Here is a 20,829-nt window from a genome sequence, read left to right on the forward strand (position 1 = left end):
ACGACGACGTTTCCAAGGCCCCAGAAGGGGGCTATATCGTCAGGCGGTTAGTGGAACATCGCGCTGACAGATTCTTCGTTGCTAACCCGGCGGATAGCTTCCGCAATCAGGCCGGCAACGCTCAACTGGCGAATTTTTCCACTGCGACGCGCATGGTCGGCAAGCGGAATAGTGTCGGTCACGACAACTTCATCCAGTACAGAGTTGGTGATGTTGTCAACGGCTGGGCCGGACAAGATCGGATGTGTAGCATAGGCCACAACGCGTGCAGCGCCATGATCTTTAAGTGCTTCACCGGCTTTGCACAGCGTGCCGGCGGTGTCGATCATATCGTCGACAACGACACAGGTGCGGCCTTCGATTTCACCGATAATATGCATTACCTGGGCCTGGTTGGCCTGCGGGCGACGCTTATCGATAATCGCAAGGTCAGCATTAAGCTGTTTGGCGATGGCGCGAGCACGTACTACGCCGCCTACGTCGGGGGATACCACGACCAGGTCTGCATAGTTTTGGCGTTCGATATCATCCAGAAGAATCGGCGAGCCGTAGACGTTGTCTACCGGTACGTCGAAGAAGCCCTGGATTTGATCGGCATGCAGGTCCATGGTCATCACGCGGTCAACGCCGGCTTTTACCATCATATCCGCAACCACTTTAGCGGAAATAGGTACGCGGGCGGAGCGAACGCGACGATCCTGGCGGGCATAGCCGAAGTAAGGCACCACCGCCGTGATGCGAGCCGCCGAGGCACGACGCAGTGCGTCGACCATCAGGATCAGCTCCATCAGGTTGTCATTCGTCGGTGCACAGGTGGACTGGAGGATAAACACGTCCTTACCGCGCACGTTCTCATTGATCTCGACTGCGATTTCGCCGTCGCTAAATTGACCAACCGTGGCATTACCCATGCGGCTGTCTAAGCTCTCGGCAATCTTTTGAGCGAGTTCGGGATTGGCATTCCCGGTGAAAACCATCAATTTTGACACGCGCAGCCACCTTTGCAGTGTTTGGAATCAGGGGAGAAAACGCAGATCATGTCAGGTTGGCTGGGGTACCAGGATTCGAACCTGGGAATGCCGATACCAAAAACCGGTGCCTTACCACTTGGCGATACCCCAGCAATAACCTAATGCGATGACCGGGCGCTTTCAGCAGCCCAGAGCATCTTGTAGGGGAGAGGTGTTAAGTCCGCGTGCGACCCACGTCGGCCAGCGTTGACCTGCCAATTCAGCGATTGTTTGCGCTGCTTCTTCAGACTCAAAAGCGGCGAATAAACAGGCGCCAGTACCGGTCAGCCGACTAGGTGCATACTGTGCGAGCCAGTCAAGCGCTTCCGCGATAGGCGGATAGCGTTTTCGAACAATAGCCTCACAGTCGTTACGCCACTCAGGCACTCCCCCCTGCAGTGCGCGCGCCATAGTAATGGGGCGGCTGTCGCGTGTCAATTCCGGGTCTTGGAAGATCAGGGGCGTTGAGACGCTAACCTGCGGATGGATAATTACAAACCAGGGAGTGTCGATAGTGACCTGCGTGAGTTTCTCCCCAATACCCTCCGCCCAGGCGCTGTGTCCATGAATGAAGACCGGTACATCCGCACCAAGCTGCAGCCCCAGCTTGGCTAATGCCTCCCGCGTTAGCCCCAACTGCCACAGCTTATTCAAGCCAAGCAGGACGGTTGCCGCGTTAGAGCTGCCCCCGCCAAGCCCGCCCCCCATGGGGAGCTGCTTTTCAATCGTCAGGTTTACCCCATGAGGGGTACCGCTTGAGCATTGCAGCAGGCGGGCAGCGCGTACGATTAAATTATCCTCGTGAGCCACGCCACTGACCGGCGTGGTCAGCGAAACCTCGCTATCTTCACGCAGGGTTAGTGTGAGCTGATCGCATACATCGATTATTTGAAACAGTGTTTGAAGCTCGTGATAGCCGTCATCACGACGGCCCACGATATGCAGCATGCGGTTGAGCTTCGCAGGGGCTGGCAGTGTTAAGGAAACAGACATTCAAGCTCGCTCACGGTGACTTGGGCTAATCGCTACTTGGGCTAAATGCGATAAACATAGAAGGCTTAAGAGCGCCACTCGTTAACCACCAGGGTAATGCGCACATCGTCATAGTTCATGACCAGGCGACGCGGTAGCCACATGCCTTCAACTTCGTTCCAGTCGCGGTAGTCGATTTCCCAGCCGTCCTGCTCTAAATGAAGCGGGAAGCCCAGCTCATCGGTTTCCAGCTGAAAGCTTGCGTGATCACCCGGCAGACCGCGCACCCAGTCGGGCATAGCGCTAACCGGCAATGACCAGCCAAGCTGTTCTTCCATCAGCGCTTCGGGCGTTTCTGCTTCAAAGCGGCCTTCACCGGTGGTGAGTGAGAAGCGGCCTTCGCGGCCTTCCAGCACGCTGCGTCCGCCGCCGAAGGGGCCACTAATTAGCATGCGGAAATAGTGCGGGTGCTGGCTCCAGTCCAGATTGGCGCTCTGGCTCTCTTGCGGTGTGCGAAGGCCCGCTTTGCCAATCAGTGTCCAGGTGTCAAAAGCTTCTACATCCGCTTGTTGGCGCTCCCACTGGCCTGCCTGACGGCCACCTTCTTCCATGGGGGCTTGGGCGGCGCAACCAGCGAGCAGCAGCAGGGCCAGGCTTGCAATCCATAGCCGTGAAACGTGCGCGGCAACGGTAAGGCGCTTGAAGGTGGGCATTGTGGTCAACATAACTGGCTCCATGTCAATGTGTTGAGGTGATGCTGAATAAGCGTATTAAAGCAAGAGTTCTTGAAACAGCAGTTCTTGAAACAACAGTTCTTCAAACAATATTTCAAGCAGGATCGTAAAAAGGCGCGCCCGCTTTAGGGCGCGCCTACAGGCGTTAGTTCAGGGTGGCGCTCAAGTAAGTCATCAATCAGCGGGTGCTGAGAGGTTCTTTGCATAATGCGGCTGATTACATCGCGGGCTTCATCGCTGCGCTCTAGGGCGTGTAAGACTTCAGCCAGATGCGCGGCAATTTCCTGGTCGGGCATTTGCTGGTAGGCGCTTTCTAACCAGGCAAGCGCTTCGTCGGGTTTGCCAAGCCGAAAATGCACCCAGCCCATACTGTCGAGTACGGCTGGGTTGTTCGGAGCTACTTCGTAGGCGCGCTCGATCAGCATGCGGGCCTCTTCGAGGCGGCCGGGCAGGTTAAGGTCCGCCAGGGTATAGCCCAGGGCATTTAACGCATTGGCGTTATTGGGATCAATGCGTAACAGCTTACGGAGATCCTGCTCCATGCCCGCAAGATTGCCGGTTTCCCAGGACCGCATCGCCCGCAAATAAAGCAGGTTGATATCGTCCGGTGTGCGGGTTAACTCACGATCAAGCAGTGCCGAGGCTTCTTCCTGCTGATTCATTTCATCAAGCAGTTGAACCTCAAGTGCCACCAGGTCGCCAAAATAATTTTCATAACGCATGCGCTCGATGCGTAAAAAAGCCCGCGCGTCGATCAGCCGGTTATCTTCAATGAGCATTTTAGCGGCGGTAGCCCGGGCGGGTAAGAACTCGCTGCCTTCGCTTACCTGGCGATAGTAAAGTAGGGCGTTATCAATATCGCCTTGCGACTGGGCGATGCCACCCAGCAAGTAATAGGCAAAGTTGGGAACGTTATCCTGACCAATAAGCGGCTGCAGTAGTCGATACGCGGGTTCGCTGTGGCCTTCTTCCAGATAGAGCTGGGCAAGCGCCAGACGTAACTCCTGATTGCCGCCATGGCTTTCAAGCAGCGCATTGGTCTGAACTTCTGCCGCGGCAATATTGTTTAAACGAATTTCAGCCTGGGCCAGCAATAAGATAAAGCGCACTTCGTCAGGAGCAATACTGAGGCCCTTTTGAGCAGCTCGTCTGGCGGTTTGCACATCATCCACTTCAAGTGCCAGGCGCGCCTGGGCAAGCCACAGCGCGGCAGATTCCGGCTCACGTTGGGCAACGTCGTCCAGGTGTGCTTGCGCTTGGCGGGTATTGCCCAATGCTGCCTCAAGCAGGGCAGTGGCCAGTAAAGCATCGCTATGATATTCAAGCTGCTCGGCGCCTGGCTGGGCGAGATGCTCGCGCAATAGCTCCGCCAGCAAGCTCAGCGGAGCAGTATTGCTGTTAGCGCTACTTTCAGTCACGGCCAACTCGGCAAAGGCGGTTAGCTCGCCATTGCCCCCGCCTTGGGTAATCGCCAGGCGCTGCTCCAGGCTATCTAGCCAGTCACCCCGCTGTAGAGAGATCGACGCTAGCAGCCGGTTGGGCGTTTCAGCCTGGGGTGCCAGTTCACGCCAGCGCAGGGCAGACGCCTCCATTAGCGCCACATCCTCGCCAAAACGCGCCGCAAACGCCGCCCGCTCTGCCAATGCCGGCACGCCGTAGCGCTGGGATGCTTGTAAATAGCCTTGGCTGGCGTAGCGGTAATCACCACGCTGGCCCGCAAGCTCCGCAGCGAGCAGGGTGCGTAACCCCTCAGCATCCAGTCCACGCGTAATGGGCGGCGCCGAGCGCATAGGATCGTCTGCAAACAGGCTCGGCGAGCCACCTTGGAAAATGGACGATGACTGGCAGCCGCTCAGAAGTACCACGGTGGCGGCCAGGGGCAGCAGGGGCGAACCCGATATTAGTGAGCGAAGGGGCATGCGTCTCTCATTTAAGTGGCCGAATGCTCAGCATAGCGGCTTGACTGGCTGCGGCAAAGTGGTGTGCGCCAGATGTTAGTGTGCTGTGATAGAATAGTTGGCCTTGAAAGGCAGGCAGGTAAGCGCAATTGAGTATTCAGAGCCGCTGCCAAGACTTACGTTAGCCAGCGTAAGACGTAAAACACCGAAACTTCAAGACCGATAGCGACGTGACGACCGAACCACTAGCGAAGACGCATACCGCATGACGCTTCTTGCCCTGGGAATCAATCATCGTACTGCCAGCGTGGATGTACGCGAGCAGGTAGCCTTTACACCGGCGCAGTTACAAAACGCGCTGGAGCAACTGCGTGGCTTGCCACAAATTAGTGAAGCCGCAGTGCTCTCAACGTGCAACCGCACGGAACTCTATTGTGTAACGGATGCTGCCGGCGAGCGAGCTGTTCTTGAATGGCTGAGCCGCTTTCACAATTTAAGTATTGATGAGCTGACACGCTGTGCATACCACTATCTGGACAATGATGCCGCACGCCACTTGATGCGTGTGGCCGTTGGGCTTGATTCCATGGTGCTAGGCGAGCCGCAAATACTCGGCCAGTTGAAAGACGCTTATCAGCAGGCCCGTCAAATGCAAGGATTGGGCGGCGAGCTTGAGCGACTTTTTCAGCACACGTTTGCTGTTGCCAAACAGGTGCGCACGGAAACCGGGATCGGCAAAAATCCGGTATCTATAGCCTATGCCGCGGTAAGTATGGCCAGCCGGATTTTTGATGACTTCAGCCGTGCCCGGGCGCTATTGATCGGCGCAGGCGAAACTATCGAGCTGGTAGCTCGCCATTTACACGAAGCCGGCGTGCGAGAGCTCACCGTGGCTAACCGGACGCGCGAGCGTGCCGAGCTGGTTTCCGCCAAACTGGGCGGTAAGGCGATTACGCTGCCTGAAATTCCGGCCGCGCTGGAAGAGGCCGACATCGTTATTTCTTCCACCGCATCGCCACTGCCGATTCTGGGCAAGGGGATGGTGGAAAGCGCACTCAAGAAGCGTCGCCACCGCCCTGTTTTTATGGTGGATATCGCCGTACCGCGCGATATCGAGTCCGAAGTGGGCGAGCTTGCTGATGTGTTTCTCTATACGGTCGATGATCTGGAAGAGGTCATCGAAGAGAACATGCGCTATCGCCAGGTCGCTGCTGATCAGGCAGAGTCGCTGATTGAGCACGGCGTCGGTAGCTGGCAGCATGAAAAACGCATTCGCAACGGTGGTGAACTGATTCGTGACTACCGCCAGCACGGCGAAAACCTGCGTGATCAATCGCGTGATCAGGCGCTAGAGCGTCTGGCACGTGGCGAAGACCCGGCTAAAGTGATTGAGCGCCTGGCTCATCAATTGGCCAACCGTTTAATGCACGAGCCTACCCAGGCAATACGCGATGCGGCTTCACAAGAGCACCATGAACTGCTAGACGCCGCGCCACGCCTGCTATTGCCTGTAAAACCTGCCTTTGAAAAAACCGCGCCCAAGGCTAACCGTCAGAAGGATAATACGCCCGCATGAAAGATACCTTGCGCCAACGCCTCGACAGCTTTACTGAACGTTTTGAAGAGCTGGCGATGCTGCTATCTGAACCTGAGGTCATTAATAATCAGCAGCGCTTTCGCGATTATTCACGTGAGTACGCTGAGCTTGAAGAGCTTGTGGCGGCCTGGCAGCGCTATCGCAGTGTAGAAAACGATATTGAGGCGGCGGAGCAGTTAAGTCGGGATGATGATCCTGACATGCGCGAACTGGCTGAAATGGAAATTAGCGAAGGCCGCGAGCAGCTCGAGATGCTGGACGCTGAGCTAAAACGCTTGTTAGTGCCTAAAGACCCTGACGACGGCCGCGGCGTGTTTTTGGAAGTACGCGCAGGCACTGGAGGCGATGAAGCGGCTATTTTTGCCGGTGACTTATTTCGTATGTATTCCCGCTACGCTGAAAAGCGCGGCTGGCGCGTGGAAATCGTCAGCGCTAACCACGGCGAGCATGGCGGCTATAAAGAGGTTATCTCCCGTGTGAAGGGCGATAGCGTTTACGCGCGTCTGAAGTTTGAGTCGGGTGCGCATCGGGTGCAGCGCGTACCGGCGACAGAGTCTCAGGGGCGTATTCATACCTCGGCGTGCACGGTGGCGGTGATGCCTGAAGTCGATGACGTCAGCGATATCGATATCAAATCATCGGAGCTGCGCGTTGATACCTACCGCTCAAGCGGTGCCGGTGGTCAGCACGTTAACACCACCGATTCGGCCATCCGGATTACGCACCTACCCACCGGCGTTGTGGTTGAGTGTCAGGAAGAACGTAGCCAGCATAAAAACCGTGCGAAAGCCATGTCGCTGCTGGCTGCCAAGCTGAAACGCAATGCCGTGGACACCCAGCGCCAGGAGCAGGCTGATGCCCGCCGCTCGCTGGTGGGCTCGGGAGACCGCAGCGAACGTATCCGTACCTATAACTTCCCGCAAGGGCGGATTACCGATCACCGCATCAACCTGACGCTTTATAAGCTCAATGAAGTGGTTAGCGGCGAGCAGTTGGATGACGTCATCGAGCCGTTGATTCATGAATACCAAGCTGAACAGCTTTCGGCGCTTCAGGACGCGTAATGACCTTTGATGCGCTATTGCAGGCAGCGGCCGTACGCTTGAAAGCCGCCGGGTCGACATCCCCTCGTCTGGATGCCGAAGTGCTGCTTGGGCATGTCATCGCGCGTGACCGCACATGGCTTTATACCTGGGGCGACCGTGACTGCCCACTCTGGGAGCATGCGCGCTTTGATGCCTTGGTGGCCGCGCGTGCTCAGGGCCAACCGGTGGCTTACCTAACCGGTGAGCGCGAGTTTTGGGGGCTGCGGTTGGCGACCTCGCCCGATACGCTAATCCCCCGGCCAGATACGGAAACGCTGGTAGAAGCGGCGCTCAACCGCGTCACCTCGAAAACCGGGCGGCTGCTGGACTTAGGCACCGGTACCGGCGCCATTGCGCTTGCCTTTGCGAGTGAACAGCCAGAGTGGCAGGTGGTGGGCGTCGATCTTCGCCCTGAGGCCGTCGCTCTGGCTCAAACGAACGCTGCGCAGTTGAATATCGTCAACGCGCAATTTATTCAGAGCGATTGGTTTAGCGTTTTTGAGCGAATTGGCGAGCCCGCTGAGCGGTTTGACCTGATTGTCAGTAATCCACCTTATATCGCGGCTGATGACCCGCACCTGCGCCTTGGCGATGTGCGCTTTGAGCCGATGAGTGCTTTAGTGGCCGATGCCGATGGCTTGGCGGATCTGGCGCATTTAATAGCCACGGCGCCACAGTATTTGGCTCCCTCGGGCTGGCTATTATTGGAGCATGGCTACCGCCAGGCGGCCGAGGTGCGCATAGCGCTTAGCCGGGCGGGCTATCAAAACGTTGAAAGTGTGCGCGACCTGGGTGGGCACGAACGGATTACGCTGGGAAGGATTTAACTCGGTTATTATTGAATAAAGCCATGTCTGATACGCCTTTACTAATTGCCTGATTCATCAGCAATGGATCCTGCCATGAAACCTAAGAATAGAACGCTGGACCGAATCGATCTTAAAATACTGCGCTGCCTGCAAGAGAATGCGCGGATTTCCTATGTGGATCTGGCATCCGAGGTTGGGTTATCCACAACCCCTTGCCTGGAGCGTGTAAAGCGGCTGGAGCGGGCGGGCGTTATTCGGGGCTACCAGGCGATTCTTGACCCGCAGGCGCTGAAAGCCAATTTACTGGTCTTTGTGGAAATCAGTTTGGAAACCCAATCGCCCGCTGTGTTTGATGAATTTCGGCGTGCCGTGGAAAAACTGCCGCAAATTCAGGAGTGCCATCTGGTCTCCGGTCAGTTTGACTACATTTTGAAATGCCGCATTCCGGAAATGGCCGCTTATCGCCAGCTGTTGGGGGATGTAGTGCTGACTCTCCCCGGCGTTAAAGAATCCAAAAGTTATGTGGTCATGGAAGAGGTTAAAGAAAGCTTTAGCCTGCATGTGCCTGACTTCGATGAATTTGAGGATAAATAATCCGATGATGGACGACCAGGCGCTGCTGCGCTATAGCCGCCAGATTATGCTTCCGGAAGTGGATATTGAAGGGCAGGAGCGCTTGCGTCGCGCCCATGCCTTAATTATTGGAGCAGGTGGGCTAGGCTCCCCTGTAGCGCTTTATTTAGCCGCGGCAGGCGTTGGACGAATTACGATTGCCGATGCCGATACGGTCGAACTATCTAACCTGCAGCGCCAAATTGCCCATCAGCAGTCAAGCATTGGTCATAATAAAGCGGCTTCTGCCAAAGCGAGCATGCAGGCGCTTAACCCTGAATGCCATATTACGGCGATTGAGGAATACGCCGACGGTGAAAAGTTGGCGCAGCTAGTAGCTTCTTCCGATGTGGTCTTGGACTGTACCGACCGCTTTTCCAGTCGCTATGCGATTAATGCCGCCACGCAAAAAGCAGGGGTGCCGTTAGTCTCAGGCGCTGCCATCCGTTTTTCAGGGCAGCTAGCCGTATTCGACCCTCGTGACCCAGACTGCCCCTGCTATGCCTGCCTTTATCCGCCGGACGATATGGGGGACGAGGCGCTTAGCTGTGCTGAAAGCGGGGTAATGGCGCCGCTGGTTGGGTTGATCGGCTGTTTTCAGGCTGTGGAAGCTTTTAAGCTTCTTAGTGGAGCAGGGCAAGTCCACCAAGGGCTTTCTACGTTTGATGGCCTGCGCGGCCAATGGAGGCACTTTAAAGTACCGCGTGACCCTGCTTGTTCTGTTTGTGCGCCGTAAATTTATCACGCAGTTTCTCCGCTAGCCGTTCTATTGCTATCTTTCATGTCTGATACAGTGCTCAACGGAAACGTGGGCGCTTCTTCCTAAATGCTGTTGTAGTATCCTGAGGGCAAACTACGCGCTTTCTTTACGAGAGTGTCCGGCTGCCTTGTGTCTTCGTACCGCCCATAGTGTAAACAAAAAGCAATAGGGAACGTCTGATGGCGAAATCGTCCGGCTCGAAAAGCTTAAATTTGGCCAAACGCGCGCAGCGTAATGCGAAACAGCAGGCGTTAAAGTCTTTAGCACTTAAAACGGCGAAGAGTGGGCTGCTTAGCTCGGCGATTAAGCCTGCGAAAACCATGACGCTAAGTGAAGGCCTAACTTCTGCGCGCCAAGCCTTGATGGATGCGCTCGCTCGCGAGCCATCTGGCCAACTACTGCATGTGTTTATATCACTTACTGATGGATCACAGCGCGCGAAAGTAGTTAAAGCGAGCGGGTATAAGCTGGATGATCTGTGGTTAAACCTAACGGAGCAACTGCAGCATCGCTATGGCAGTACAAAGGCAGTTCGCTGGTTGAGAGTTGACTGGGCTCGTCACATTGAGGCAAGTACCTGGGCAGATTTAGCATTAGAGCTTAAAAAGCATAAACGTAACTATTTCCGTAAAGGTATTGCCTTGGATGCGGAGATGGATGTTGCATTTCTCGAACAAGAGATTAATGCAAATGCCATGCTTTATGCAGGCAATAGCGTGCCTCATGCACAGGTTAATCAAGCTAATTTTGCTCGTTACGCGAAGCAGCGCTACAGCAATAAGCTGGCCGTGAATTTTGAGCCTAGTCAGCCGGTCTATACGTTTACGACACAAGCGATTTTGATCGAAGCAAATAAACCGTTTTTTAAATTATACGATTATGCGCAGAGTTCTGGCGGTCGCCATACCGGACGACGGGTCATCGAAAGGTTAGATGCGCCAGCTGTTGAGACGTTAATTAACGATGCTAGCCAGTTTCTAGCCGCTCAAGTGCAGGAAAATGGCTCGTTTATTTATGGCCTGCACCCGTGTTTTGACCGTGAAATCAATACCTATAATACCCTGCGCCACACCAGCAGTATTTACAGCATGTTGGAAGCCTGGGAGATTACACGCAGTAAAACCCTTAAACGTGCTATTGATAACGCGCTCAAGTATTTGACCACAAAGCTGCTGCGTACCTGGACGCATAAAGAGGAAAGCGTTACCTACCTGGTCGAAATTAATAACGAAATCAAACTGGGCGGCAGTGGGGTCGCGCTGCTGGCGCTAAGCAAATACACCGAGTTAACCGAAGACAAACGCTATTTACCTTTAATGGAACAAATAGCCCTAGGCATTCGCCAACTGCAAGATCCTGCCACCGGCGGTTTTACGCACGTGCTTAACGCAACCGACTTAAGCGTTAAGGATCCCTTCCGGATTATTTATTACGACGGTGAAGCCGCATTTGGTTTAATGCGCTTATACGGTTTAACCCAGGACGACCGCTGGCTTGCGGTGGTTGAAAAAGCCTTTGAATACTTTATCGCTAAGCAGCACTGGAAGGCCCACGACCACTGGCTGAGTTACTGTGTTAATGAACTAACGCTTTACCGGCCTGAAGAGCGTTATTATCGGTTTGGTATTCAAAACGTGGCCGGGTATCTGGCGTTTGTAGAAGAGCGGATTACCACCTTTCCCACTCTGCTTGAGCTCATGATGGCCGCGCATAAGATGATCACCCGCTTGCAGCAGCAGGCGGAGTATCGACATCTGCTTGATCTGATCGATTTAAAACGCTTCTATCACGCATTAGAAACCCGTGCGCACTATCTGCTCAACGGGCATTTTTGGCCTGAATACGCCATGTACTTTCAAAACCCCCAGCGTATCGTAGGCAGCTTTTTTATTCGCCATCACAGTTTCCGTGTACGCATTGATGATGTTGAACACTACTTGTCGGGCTTTGTGGCTTATTTACAGCACTACCTGAATGCCGATAGTGTGCAGGCCCAATTGAAAGGCGCTCCGGTGGGGAAGATACGACCTGAGCCACGTTCTTTGACAACCAACAGTATAGCCGCGCGCTGTTTTGTGAGTGCTGATAACTGGAAGGCAATAGATATACAGCAGGCTACGCCTGGGGAGTGGCTAAAGAGACCGTCATCAGTTAACTGGCGAGCTACCGGTCTGAGCTTTACCCAGCTTACCATGGCGCCTGGGCATATGGCGGTGGTAAGAGCCGAGGAGGGTAAGCTGGGCGTACCTGCATTGCTGCTCGACCGGCTGCCTTACAAGCCCCAGCTTTTGTTGACACAGTCGCCCTCTAATAAAACGCTGTTGGATGCGCACAGTGTGCCCGTTTATCAGGTGGCCGATCTCAATGAAGCCGTACTGGACCTGGGGCGCTACGCGCGCCGCCAGTTAACGGGCAAGGTGATTGGCGTGACCGGCAGCGCGGGTAAAACAAGCAGTATCAGCCTGTTGCAAGCGTTGCTTAACCCATGGGGGCAGGTGGGCGCGACCACACATAGCGCTAATTTGCCTCACGGTATCGCCTGGACCTTGGCCTCTGTACCCTGGCAGGCGTCTTTTCAGATCATCGAGATGGCCATTGGCCGTATGCGCCAGAACGCAGCGCTTACCCGCCCTGACGTCGCGGTCTTTCTAAACGCCGGGCCGAGCCATCTTGAGTATCACAAAACGGTGGAAAACGTGGCGGTTCGCAAGAGCCGCATTTTCGAAGGCATGCAGCCTGGGGCGTACGCCGTTATCAATCGGGATATGGACGCCTGGCCAACGGTTTCCGCCGCGGCGGAAAAATATGGACTCAACATACTTTCTTTTGGGCAGCATCCTGAGGCAGATATTCGCTGGCTGAATCCGGAGCAGAAAACCGTACTTCAGATAGAGCTTGACGGCTCGCTTATCAAGGTTGGCTATAAGGGACAAGGCAGCCACTGGGTCATGAATTTGCTGGCAGCGTTGGGCGTTTTGAATGCCTTGAAACTGCCTGTGCAGGCTTCTTTGCCATTCATTGATCGTGCCGTGATACCCGAAGGGCGCGGGGGAGAGCGCTTGGTGAGCTGGCAAACCGGTGATATTACTGTGCTAAACGACGCTTATAATGCCAATCCGCTCTCCATGAGCGCCATGCTGGCGCGGGTAGCGGGTATTGCATCGCCAGGTCATAAGCATCTGGTGCTTGCCGATATGCGAGAGCTTGGTCCGGACAGTTACCGCTATCATCAGGCGCTGGTTGAGCCCATTGTCGACAGTGGCGCGCAGGCGGTATGGCTATTGGGCGAGCAGATGTATACGGTGGCTGAAGCGCTCAAGCCGCATATCGAACGGGTTGCTCACTTTGCCGATACGCCATCGCTTGAGACAGCGCTAAAGGCTGAGCTGCGAGCCGGTGATTGGGTTGCTTTTAAAGGATCTAACAAATTTGGCTTGAGCCAGCTGGCCAAAACGCTTGCAGAGTAATAGGCGCACAAAAAAGCCCGCTTTGCAGCGGGCGTGACGTCACGGTCTTTTGCGTCAAAAGCACTTACCATCAATAAGAACAGGGGGAGGGTAGTGGTTCTCACTACCCGGTCTTAGTGATTAGTTGCGAATCAGGTAATCAAACGCGCCAAGTGATGCTTTAGCGCCTTCGCCCATGGCGATAATGATCTGCTTGTAAGGCACCGTGGTGACGTCGCCTGCGGCGAACACGCCGGGAACTGATGTCATGCCGTGAGCATCGACAATGATCTCTCCGCGCGGTGTCATTTCGATCGGCGAATCTTTCAGCCACTCGGTATTGGGTACCAAGCCGATCTGGACAAAGATCCCTTCCAACGCGATGTTTTTAGTCTCATCGGTGTTGCGATCTTTATAGGTCAAGCCGTTAACACGGCTGCCATCACCCGTTACCTCGGTGGTTTGAGCATTCAGGATAACATCCACGTTGGGCAGGCTTTTAAGCTTTTTCTGGAGTACCGCATCGGCACGCATTTCACCCATAAATTCGACCAGGGTGACGTGACCTACGATACCGGCCAGGTCAATCGCTGCTTCAACGCCGGAGTTACCGCCGCCGATAACCGCTACGCGCTTGCCTTTGAACAAGGGGCCATCGCAGTGCGGGCAGTAAGCAACGCCTTTGTTACGATACTGTTGTTCACCGGGAACATTCATTTCGCGCCAGCGTGCGCCGGTTGCCAGTACCAGGGTTTTGCTTTTAAGTTTGGCGCCCGACGCAAACGTTACCTCGTGAAGCCCGCCTTCGGTGTCTGCTGCTTTAAAAGCGTTGGCTAGCTGTAGGTTCATCACGTCGACTTCGTACTCTTTGACGTGCTCTTCAAGCGCGCTAACCAGCTTCGGACCTTCGGTATGGGTTACCGAAATAAAGTTTTCGATACCCATGGTGTCGGCTACCTGACCGCCGAAGCGTTCTGCAGCAATGCCCGTGTTGATCCCTTTACGCGCCGAATAAATGGCGGCCGCTGAGCCTGCCGGGCCACCGCCGATCACCAGCGTATCGAAAGCGGCTTTTTCGCTGAGCTTTTTCGCATCGCGCTCGGCAGCGCCGGTATCTACTTTGGCTAGGATTTGCTCAAGGGTCATGCGGCCCTGATCAAACGGTTTGCCGTTTAAGTAAATGCTCGGCACCGACATGATTTCCCGCTCTTCTACTTCATCCTGGAAAAGCGCTCCATCGATTGCCACATGGCGAACGTTGGGGTTAAAGATCGCCATGAGGTTAAGCGCCTGAACCACATCGGGGCAGTTCTGGCAGGAAAGCGAGTAATAGGTCTCGAACAGCATGTCGCCTTCGAGCGCCTTGATTTGATTAAGCACCTCATCAGAGGTTTTCGGCGGATGACCACCGACCTGCAGCAGTGCCAGGACCAGCGAGGTAAACTCGTGTCCCATGGGGATGCCTGCAAACACCACACCGGTCTCTTCGCCGAGCCGGTTAAGCGCAAACGAAGGGGCACGGCTATCCTGACCGTCAGTTTTTAGCGTGATTTTGTCGCTTAGGCCGTTGATATCTTCCAACAGGCCCAGCAGTTCACGTGACTTGGCACCGTCATCGAGGGACGCAACGATCTCGAACGGTTGAGTCACTTTTTCCAAATAAGCTTTCAACTGGTTTTTTAAATTGGCGTCCAACATGACAGTGATTCCTCGTAATCTGTAAAAATTGCTCTCAACCGACAGGCGCACTTAACCTGCGTGTGCAAAGACCACAGCGCCGGAGTATTCCATAGGGAGAGCAGGTAGCGTTTTTTGAACACCCGGGCAAGAACTACCCGGGTGTTGTACCGCCTTTTAACCAGCGCCAATGATTAGCAGCTGTTAAGCGTTAGCGGTAGTGTTCGCCGTTTAGATTTTGCCAACGAGGTCTAAAGACGGTGCGAGTGTTTCTTCACCTTCTTTCCATTTGGCCGGGCAAACTTCATTGGGGTTTTCACGAACGTACTGAGCGGCTTTAACTTTGCGCAGCAGTTCTTCAGCGTTACGGCCGATGTTACCGGCGTTGATTTCAACGATCTGAACTTTGCCGTCCGGGTCTACAACGAAGGTGCCGCGCTCAGCAAGGCCCGCTTCTTCAATCAGCACTTCAAAGTTGCGTGAAATCTGAAGTGTCGGGTCAGCCAGCATCGGGTACTGCAGCTTGCCGATAGTTTCAGAGCTGTCGTGCCATGCTTTGTGCGTGAAGTGGGTATCGGTAGATACGCTGTAAATTTCTACGCCCAATTTTTTGAAAGCGTCATAGTTATCCGCCAGGTCACCCAGCTCTGTGGGGCAAACAAACGTAAAGTCAGCGGGGTAGAAGAAGAAAATGGACCATTTACCTTTCAGATCAGCTTCGGTGACATCAATGAATTCGCCATTAAGATAGGCAGTTGCTTTAAATGGTTTTACTTCGGTGTTGATCAAAGACATTCAGGTTATCTCCGGGTCTGTTGAGTGAGGGTAAAAAGATGTTGCCTATAGTAGGCACTTTCGACTTATAGCTAAAATTGGAAAATGCCATATGTTCGATAGGCTTCGACTATAGTTGCGTTGGTCAGATCAATAGTTACGCAGATCAATCTCGCTCCGCTGAACTTGAAGTGGGGGCAACGCCACTATAATGCAAGAATCTTTCACATTGACTTGCGATAGAGGTCGCTGCGTCGCAAAATTCGCACGTTCAGTAGAAAGGCCTACGCTAATGCGAGTGGCTAATGGCTGGCGTCAATCTAGATGATACTGTTTTTGAATAATGAGGAGCAGGACAATGGGGAACATTCACAAACTTTCTGGGGCCGTTGCGGCCGTTTCTTTTGCCGCAGCGGCGACATTCGCTCACGCCGATGAGGTGCGGGTTTATAACTGGTCAGATTATATTGCCCCTGAAACGCTTGCGAAATTTACTGAGCGCACGGGTATTGATGTTACCTATGATGTTTATGACAGCAACGAAACGCTCGACGCTGCTCTGTTAGCGGGTCGTTCGGGTTATGATGTGGTAGTGCCTTCAACGCACTTTTTTACCCGTCAACGCCAAGCCGGAGTGTACCAGGCGCTGGACAAAGAACAGCTGCCTAATCTGGAAAACCTGAATACCGAGTTAACCGATAATCTTGAAGCTATTGATCCCGATGGCGAATACTCTGTGCCTTATATGTGGGGTACCAACGGGTTTGGATATAACGTTGAGCGTATTCAAGAAATTCTTGGCGATGATGCACCGGTAGATAGCTGGGCAATGCTGTTTGATCCGGAAATCACTTCCGCCTTGAATGAAGCAGGCTGCGGCATTTCGATGCTGGATACCGGCGAAGAAATGATTCCTGCCGCGATGGCTTACCTGGGCCTAGACCCGCTGAGCCAAAAAACCGAAGACCTTGAAGCGGGTGGCGAGGTAATTGCGGCTATTCGCGATAATGTTACCTACTTCCACTCTTCACGTTACGTATCCGACCTTGCCAATGGCAATATTTGTGTCGCGGGCGGCTATTCTGGCGATGTTTTCCAAGCTGCTGAGCGGGCGGAAGAAGCAGGACGGGATTTTGAAATTGCCTACAGCATTCCCAAAGAAGGCGCTGCCTTGTGGTTTGACGTAATGGCGATCCCCGCCGATGCGCCCAACGTTGAAAACGCCCACGCCTTTATCAATTTTATTCTAGATCCTGAAATTGCCGCTGAAATTACGGACTTCGTAAGCTACGCCAATCCTAACGCAGCGGCTGATGCTTACCTGCCAGAAGAAATTCTGAATAACCCGGCGGTTTACCCGGAAACCGAGGTCATGAAGAACCTGTACGTGGCCATTGATATGCCGCAGCCGGTACAGCGCATTCGTACGCGTATCTGGAACCGTGTAAAGTCTGGCCGTTAATCAAACCTCATCCGACAGCGAGTCAGGCCTATGTGTCTGTCTCGCTGTTCATCTTTTAATGCCCGGCTTCCCCGGGCCTTTTGATGGGAGTGGCGAATGGTCACTACGCCCCTATCGAACGAGCCGTTAACGGATTCCTCGGTCGCTTCATCAGTACAGCGCCCTCAGGGGAAAACGCCACGGTTTGCAGAAGACATCGTGCTTGAGGTTAAGGGCTTATGTAAGCGCTTTGACGATGCCTTGGCGGTAGATAACGTAAATTTACAGGTAAAGCGCGGCGAAATTTTTGCGCTTTTAGGCGGGTCTGGATCGGGTAAGTCGACGCTTTTGCGTATGCTGGCTGGGTTTGAAACCCCCACGGAAGGAAGTATTTTGCTCGGCGGTAACGATATTACTGCGGTGCCGCCTTACAAGCGCCCGATTAATATGATGTTTCAGTCCTATGCGTTATTTCCGCATATGACCGTGGCACAAAACATCGCATTCGGGTTAAAGCAGGACAAGCTTGCCAAAGCTGAGGTGGAAGCGCGCGTTGCTCAGATGCTGAAGCTGGTGCATATGGAGCGCTTTGCCAAACGCAAACCGCATCAGCTTTCAGGCGGCCAGCGTCAGCGGGTGGCGCTGGCGCGCTCCCTGGCCAAGCGCCCAAAACTGCTGCTGCTTGATGAGCCCATGGGCGCGTTGGATAAAAAGCTGCGTACCGAAATGCAGCTGGAAGTGGTCGAGATTATTGAGCAGGTAGGCGTGACCTGCATTATGGTGACCCACGATCAGGAAGAGGCCATGACCATGGCCGACCGCGTGGCCATTATGGCTGATGGTTGGATCGAGCAGGTCGGCTCGCCCGTGGATGTTTACGAAAGCCCGGCTAGCCGCATGGTGGCGGAATTCGTAGGGACGGTGAATCTGTTTGAAGGCGAAATTGTGGAAGACGCCGCCGATCATTGCCAGATTGTATCTCCTGATCTTGAACGCCCTATCTATATCGATCACGGGATTACTACCCAGGCAGTTGACCGGCGAGTATGGGCGGCACTGCGTCCTGAAAAAATCTGGCTGACCCGGGAAAAACCCACGGGCGACTATAACTGGGCTGAGGGTAAAGTTGATGATATTGCCTACCTGGGCGGTTTTTCGCTTTACTACGTACGCACGACCAAAGGCCAGTTGATCAAGGTCAGTATGGCGAATACCGAACGGCGGGGTGATCGGCCAACCTGGGAAGACAGCGTGTATGTCTACTGGGAAGATCACAGTGCCATCGTGTTGAACCGCTGATGCTGCCTACTCTGGCTATTAGGAGATTGCTTTAGATGATGCCATCTCAGGTTGTCGCTCTGCTTAAGCGTTGTCAGCTTGGGCGCCGAGCGGTCATTGCCTTTCCGCTTGTATGGCTTTTGCTGTTCTTTTTGCTGCCTTTTGCTCTGGTATTGAAGATCAGCTTGTCCCAGGGAGCTGTGGCGATTCCCCCTTACGGGCCGCTGCTTGAATATGCCGACCAAACGCTGCATGTCTTTTTAAACCTGGGTAACTACCTTTTCCTGCTTTCCGATTCGCTTTATATAGCCGCGTATTGGGGATCAGTGAAAACGGCGTTTATCGCAACCGTTGCCTGTCTGCTGCTGGGCTACCCCATGGCCTATGCCATGGCGCGCGCGCCAGCACGCTGGCAGCTTATTTTGCTGCTTTTGGTGATGCTGCCTTCCTGGACATCTTTCCTGATCCGGGTCTACGCCTGGATGGGTATCTTGAGCAACAGCGGGTTAATCAATAATTTGCTGATAGGGCTTGGCCTGATTGACACGCCGCTACGTATGATGAATACGCAGTTTGCCGTCGTGATTGGCATTGTCTACGCCTATTTACCCTTTATGGTACTGCCTCTTTATGCCCACCTTACCCGGCTGGATAACTCGCTTCTGGAAGCGGCCTCTGACCTTGGGTCACGCAAGATCAACACGTTTATCAAGGTGACACTGCCCCTATCAATGGGCGGCATTATCGCAGGCTCCATGCTGGTGTTTATTCCCGCGGTGGGGGAGTTTGTTATCCCTGAATTGCTGGGTGGACCAGATACGCTGATGATCGGCAAGGTATTGTGGGAAGAGTTTTTCCTTAACCGCGATTGGCCCGTGGCCTCGGCGCTGGCAATGGTCATGTTGCTAATGCTGCTTATACCGATTGTTTGGTTTCATCGTTATCAGTCTCGGGAGCTTGAAGAATGAGTACAGTCCGTCGGCGTCCGCATTTTTCAACGGTAATGCTGATAGTGGGCTTGCTGTTTCTTTACCTCCCAATGGCAGTGTTGGTGGTGTACTCCTTCAACTCCTCACGGCTGGTTACCGTGTGGGCAGGTTTTTCGACACAGTGGTACAGCGCGCTGTTTCAGGATCAACAGATTCTTTCAGCGGTATGGACGAGCCTGAAAATCGCGTTTTTTGCCGCGAGCATGGCGGTGTGCTTAGGCACAGTGGCCGCTTTTGTCATGACCCGGTTTGGCCAATTTCGTGGTAAAACGGCGCTTTCCAGCATGGTGACCGCACCGTTGGTGATGCCTGAAGTGATCACTGGGCTGTCCCTGTTATTGCTGTTTGTCCAGATGGCACAGCTGACAGGCTGGCCCGCCGACCGCGGCGAGGGCACTATCTGGATTGCGCACACCACCTTCTGTAGTGCTTACGTTGCCGTGGTGGTCGCCGCGCGGCTGCGCGAATTGGATAGCTCCATTGAAGAAGCAGCGATGGACTTGGGCTCGCCGCCGTTAAAAACGTTCTTTTTTGTGACGCTGCCCATTATTGCACCTGCACTGGCGGCCGGTTGGCTGCTTGCCTTTACGCTATCTCTGGATGACCTGGTAATTGCAAGCTTTGTCTCTGGACCCGGTGCGAACACGCTGCCCATGGTCGTATTTTCATCGGTGCGCATGGGCGTGTCGCCTAAAATTAACGCCTTGGCAACGCTGATTATCCTGACCGTATCGCTGGCCACGTTTTTAGCCTGGTACATGATGCGGCGTAACGAACGACGCCAAATCACCCAGCGGCAAGAAGACGCCGCATAGCGCTAAAAGGCATTGTTTTTCAAAACAGGGCCATCAAAATCAGTGTCCTTAAAAACAAGGTCATCAAAAAACATCGTCATCACGGCCGGTGAGCACTGCTTCAAGCTCACCAGTCATGGGCGAGATGATGATTTCCAGCTGAATGGGCGCACAGCATTGATGGCAGTCTTCCCAGGTGGCGTGGCTACCTTGGGATGTGTCGATGACAAAGGTCAAAGGGGCATCGCAATAGGGGCAGTGAAAATCGTGGTTCACTAAGGCGTCATCGTGCATAAGAAGCTACCTTTAACAGTTTGAAACTCGACGCCAGTGTAGCAGTCTGGTGCGAAGCCGGGCATCGTGGTGATGAATCAGGTAGGATGTAAACGGTTTTCCACGTACCGTTTTCCACGTGCTATTTTCAAGTACTATTTTTTAAGTGCTATAGAGAGAAACGATGATGTTACGAAACATGGCAGTAGCGGCCGCTCTGGCCTTCCCGATGGTCGCCTTGGCAGAAACACCCAATGTTACGCCAGGCGAGTGGGAGTTCGTCAGCGTAACCAGTATCAGTGGCGATATGGATATTCCGGATCAAACGGAAACCGAACGCCAGTGTATTACTCAGGACGACCTGGATGGCGCTGAGTTCGGTTTTATCGAGGAAGAAGAAGGCTGTGAGCTTCTTAACCAGGATATGAACGCCGATGGCCTTGCTTACAGCATGGTATGCCGTGCCGAAGGTGGTGAAGCCACTATCGACGGCGATATGCGCTTTATGGGTGAGCAGATCAACGGCAGCGTGGATATTCTGACGCAATCGCCTATGGGCGAGTTGACCATGAGCACCACGATTGAAGGCGAGCGAGTAGGCGACTGCGAGTAATCTGTACGTACAAGTATTTTGCCTAACGCATGAAAAGGGCACCTCTTCAAGAGGCGCCCTTTTTTAT

18 protein-coding genes and 1 tRNA gene are annotated in these 20,829 nt (G+C 53.9%); 11 read left to right on the forward strand and 8 right to left on the reverse strand.

Features of this window, described 5'->3' with window-relative positions:
* Positions 1–47: 47 nt before the first annotated feature.
* The 5 genes from D467_RS0106600 to D467_RS0106620 all read right to left on the reverse strand — a co-directional run bounded on the left by D467_RS0106600 (position 48) and on the right by D467_RS0106620 (position 4,635).
* A complete protein-coding gene (locus D467_RS0106600; protein WP_018916716.1) occupies positions 48–989 on the reverse strand; it encodes a ribose-phosphate pyrophosphokinase in 942 nt (313 codons plus the stop codon).
* A 57-nt stretch (positions 990–1,046) separates the two neighbouring features.
* Positions 1,047–1,121 (reverse strand) — tRNA-Gln (locus D467_RS0106605).
* A gap of 30 nt (positions 1,122–1,151) precedes the next feature.
* Positions 1,152–2,003 (reverse strand): 4-(cytidine 5'-diphospho)-2-C-methyl-D-erythritol kinase, encoded by an 852-nt coding sequence (ispE, locus tag D467_RS0106610; protein WP_018916717.1) that lies wholly within the window; start codon positions 2,001–2,003, stop codon positions 1,152–1,154.
* A gap of 65 nt (positions 2,004–2,068) precedes the next feature.
* On the reverse strand, positions 2,069–2,707 hold the full coding sequence (lolB, locus tag D467_RS0106615; RefSeq protein WP_018916718.1) for a lipoprotein insertase outer membrane protein LolB: 639 nt from the start codon (positions 2,705–2,707) through the stop codon (positions 2,069–2,071).
* Positions 2,708–2,841: 134 nt separating this feature from the next.
* Positions 2,842–4,635, reverse strand: a complete 1,794-nt coding sequence (locus D467_RS0106620; RefSeq protein ID WP_018916719.1) for a tetratricopeptide repeat protein — start codon at positions 4,633–4,635, stop codon at positions 2,842–2,844.
* A gap of 244 nt (positions 4,636–4,879) precedes the next feature.
* Between D467_RS0106620 and hemA the strand changes: the two genes are divergently transcribed.
* The 6 genes from hemA (at position 4,880) to D467_RS0106650 (ending at position 12,944) form a co-directional block, all read left to right on the forward strand.
* Positions 4,880–6,190 (forward strand): glutamyl-tRNA reductase, encoded by a 1,311-nt coding sequence (hemA, locus tag D467_RS0106625; RefSeq protein ID WP_018916720.1) that lies wholly within the window; start codon positions 4,880–4,882, stop codon positions 6,188–6,190.
* A complete protein-coding gene (prfA, locus tag D467_RS0106630; RefSeq protein ID WP_018916721.1) occupies positions 6,187–7,275 on the forward strand; it encodes a peptide chain release factor 1 in 1,089 nt (362 codons plus the stop codon). The genes hemA and prfA overlap by 4 nt, the downstream gene beginning before the upstream one ends.
* Positions 7,275–8,123: a peptide chain release factor N(5)-glutamine methyltransferase gene (prmC, locus tag D467_RS0106635; RefSeq protein ID WP_018916722.1), complete on the forward strand. Its 849-nt coding sequence runs from the start codon at positions 7,275–7,277 to the stop codon at positions 8,121–8,123. Before prfA ends, prmC begins: the two co-directional genes overlap by 1 nt.
* Positions 8,124–8,198: 75 nt before the next feature.
* Positions 8,199–8,699: an Lrp/AsnC ligand binding domain-containing protein gene (locus tag D467_RS0106640; protein ID WP_018916723.1), complete on the forward strand. Its 501-nt coding sequence runs from the start codon at positions 8,199–8,201 to the stop codon at positions 8,697–8,699.
* Positions 8,700–8,703: 4 nt separating this feature from the next.
* Complete coding sequence (locus tag D467_RS0106645) at positions 8,704–9,453, forward strand: HesA/MoeB/ThiF family protein (protein ID WP_018916724.1); 750 nt, start codon at positions 8,704–8,706, stop codon at positions 9,451–9,453.
* A gap of 203 nt (positions 9,454–9,656) precedes the next feature.
* On the forward strand, positions 9,657–12,944 hold the full coding sequence (locus D467_RS0106650; protein WP_018916725.1) for a UDP-N-acetylmuramoyl-tripeptide--D-alanyl-D-alanine ligase: 3,288 nt from the start codon (positions 9,657–9,659) through the stop codon (positions 12,942–12,944).
* 120 nt (positions 12,945–13,064) lie between these two features.
* Here D467_RS0106650 and ahpF read toward each other — a convergent pair whose 3' ends face one another.
* Both ahpF and ahpC read right to left on the reverse strand, forming a co-directional pair.
* The gene (gene ahpF / locus D467_RS0106655) at positions 13,065–14,621 is read right to left on the reverse strand and encodes an alkyl hydroperoxide reductase subunit F (RefSeq protein ID WP_018916726.1); all 1,557 of its coding nucleotides are present in this window, start codon (positions 14,619–14,621) and stop codon (positions 13,065–13,067) included.
* 210 nt (positions 14,622–14,831) lie between these two features.
* Positions 14,832–15,395, reverse strand: coding sequence for an alkyl hydroperoxide reductase subunit C (gene ahpC, locus D467_RS0106660; RefSeq protein WP_018916727.1), 564 nt, complete (start codon positions 15,393–15,395; stop codon positions 14,832–14,834).
* A gap of 337 nt (positions 15,396–15,732) precedes the next feature.
* On the opposite strand from ahpC, the gene D467_RS0106665 reads away from it, so the two are divergent.
* The 4 genes from D467_RS0106665 to D467_RS0106680 all read left to right on the forward strand — a co-directional run bounded on the left by D467_RS0106665 (position 15,733) and on the right by D467_RS0106680 (position 19,897).
* On the forward strand, positions 15,733–16,836 hold the full coding sequence (locus D467_RS0106665) for a polyamine ABC transporter substrate-binding protein (RefSeq protein WP_018916728.1): 1,104 nt from the start codon (positions 15,733–15,735) through the stop codon (positions 16,834–16,836).
* 96 nt (positions 16,837–16,932) lie between these two features.
* The gene (locus D467_RS0106670; protein ID WP_018916729.1) at positions 16,933–18,114 is read left to right on the forward strand and encodes an ABC transporter ATP-binding protein; all 1,182 of its coding nucleotides are present in this window, start codon (positions 16,933–16,935) and stop codon (positions 18,112–18,114) included.
* A 35-nt stretch (positions 18,115–18,149) separates the two neighbouring features.
* Positions 18,150–19,061, forward strand: a complete 912-nt coding sequence (locus D467_RS0106675; protein WP_018916730.1) for an ABC transporter permease subunit — start codon at positions 18,150–18,152, stop codon at positions 19,059–19,061.
* Positions 19,058–19,897 carry an ABC transporter permease subunit gene (locus D467_RS0106680; RefSeq protein ID WP_026285641.1) on the forward strand — a complete coding sequence of 280 codons (840 nt, stop codon included), beginning with the start codon at positions 19,058–19,060 and terminating at the stop codon, positions 19,895–19,897. Before D467_RS0106675 ends, D467_RS0106680 begins: the two co-directional genes overlap by 4 nt.
* Before the next feature lie 63 nt (positions 19,898–19,960).
* Here D467_RS0106680 and D467_RS0106685 read toward each other — a convergent pair whose 3' ends face one another.
* The gene (locus D467_RS0106685; RefSeq protein WP_018916732.1) at positions 19,961–20,170 is read right to left on the reverse strand and encodes a zinc ribbon domain-containing protein; all 210 of its coding nucleotides are present in this window, start codon (positions 20,168–20,170) and stop codon (positions 19,961–19,963) included.
* Positions 20,171–20,333: 163 nt separating this feature from the next.
* Here D467_RS0106685 and D467_RS0106690 point away from each other — a divergent pair, with 163 nt between their 5' ends.
* The gene (locus D467_RS0106690; protein ID WP_018916733.1) at positions 20,334–20,762 is read left to right on the forward strand and encodes a DUF3617 domain-containing protein; all 429 of its coding nucleotides are present in this window, start codon (positions 20,334–20,336) and stop codon (positions 20,760–20,762) included.
* Positions 20,763–20,829 lie beyond the last annotated feature (67 nt).

It is taken from the genome of Vreelandella zhanjiangensis DSM 21076 (assembly GCF_000377665.1).
Lineage (GTDB): Bacteria > Pseudomonadota > Gammaproteobacteria > Pseudomonadales > Halomonadaceae > Vreelandella > Vreelandella zhanjiangensis.

What these genes read in the sequence shown, in the direction of transcription:
- prmC (WP_018916722.1), top strand. Translation starts at nt 7,275, where the DNA reads ATGACCTTTGATGCGCTATTGCAGGCAGCGGCCGTACGCTTGAAAGCC.
- D467_RS0106685 (WP_018916732.1), bottom strand. Translation starts at nt 20,170, where the DNA reads ATGCACGATGACGCCTTAGTGAACCACGATTTTCACTGCCCCTATTGC.
- D467_RS0106650 (WP_018916725.1), top strand. Translation starts at nt 9,657, where the DNA reads ATGGCGAAATCGTCCGGCTCGAAAAGCTTAAATTTGGCCAAACGCGCG.
- D467_RS0106640 (WP_018916723.1), top strand. Translation starts at nt 8,199, where the DNA reads ATGAAACCTAAGAATAGAACGCTGGACCGAATCGATCTTAAAATACTG.
- D467_RS0106645 (WP_018916724.1), top strand. Translation starts at nt 8,704, where the DNA reads ATGATGGACGACCAGGCGCTGCTGCGCTATAGCCGCCAGATTATGCTT.
- hemA (WP_018916720.1), top strand. Translation starts at nt 4,880, where the DNA reads ATGACGCTTCTTGCCCTGGGAATCAATCATCGTACTGCCAGCGTGGAT.
- D467_RS0106620 (WP_018916719.1), bottom strand. Translation starts at nt 4,635, where the DNA reads ATGCCCCTTCGCTCACTAATATCGGGTTCGCCCCTGCTGCCCCTGGCC.
- D467_RS0106690 (WP_018916733.1), top strand. Translation starts at nt 20,334, where the DNA reads ATGATGTTACGAAACATGGCAGTAGCGGCCGCTCTGGCCTTCCCGATG.
- D467_RS0106675 (WP_018916730.1), top strand. Translation starts at nt 18,150, where the DNA reads ATGATGCCATCTCAGGTTGTCGCTCTGCTTAAGCGTTGTCAGCTTGGG.
- ahpC (WP_018916727.1), bottom strand. Translation starts at nt 15,395, where the DNA reads ATGTCTTTGATCAACACCGAAGTAAAACCATTTAAAGCAACTGCCTAT.
- ahpF (WP_018916726.1), bottom strand. Translation starts at nt 14,621, where the DNA reads ATGTTGGACGCCAATTTAAAAAACCAGTTGAAAGCTTATTTGGAAAAA.
- D467_RS0106665 (WP_018916728.1), top strand. Translation starts at nt 15,733, where the DNA reads ATGGGGAACATTCACAAACTTTCTGGGGCCGTTGCGGCCGTTTCTTTT.
- D467_RS0106670 (WP_018916729.1), top strand. Translation starts at nt 16,933, where the DNA reads ATGGTCACTACGCCCCTATCGAACGAGCCGTTAACGGATTCCTCGGTC.
- prfA (WP_018916721.1), top strand. Translation starts at nt 6,187, where the DNA reads ATGAAAGATACCTTGCGCCAACGCCTCGACAGCTTTACTGAACGTTTT.
- D467_RS0106680 (WP_026285641.1), top strand. Translation starts at nt 19,058, where the DNA reads ATGAGTACAGTCCGTCGGCGTCCGCATTTTTCAACGGTAATGCTGATA.
- ispE (WP_018916717.1), bottom strand. Translation starts at nt 2,003, where the DNA reads ATGTCTGTTTCCTTAACACTGCCAGCCCCTGCGAAGCTCAACCGCATG.
- lolB (WP_018916718.1), bottom strand. Translation starts at nt 2,707, where the DNA reads ATGTTGACCACAATGCCCACCTTCAAGCGCCTTACCGTTGCCGCGCAC.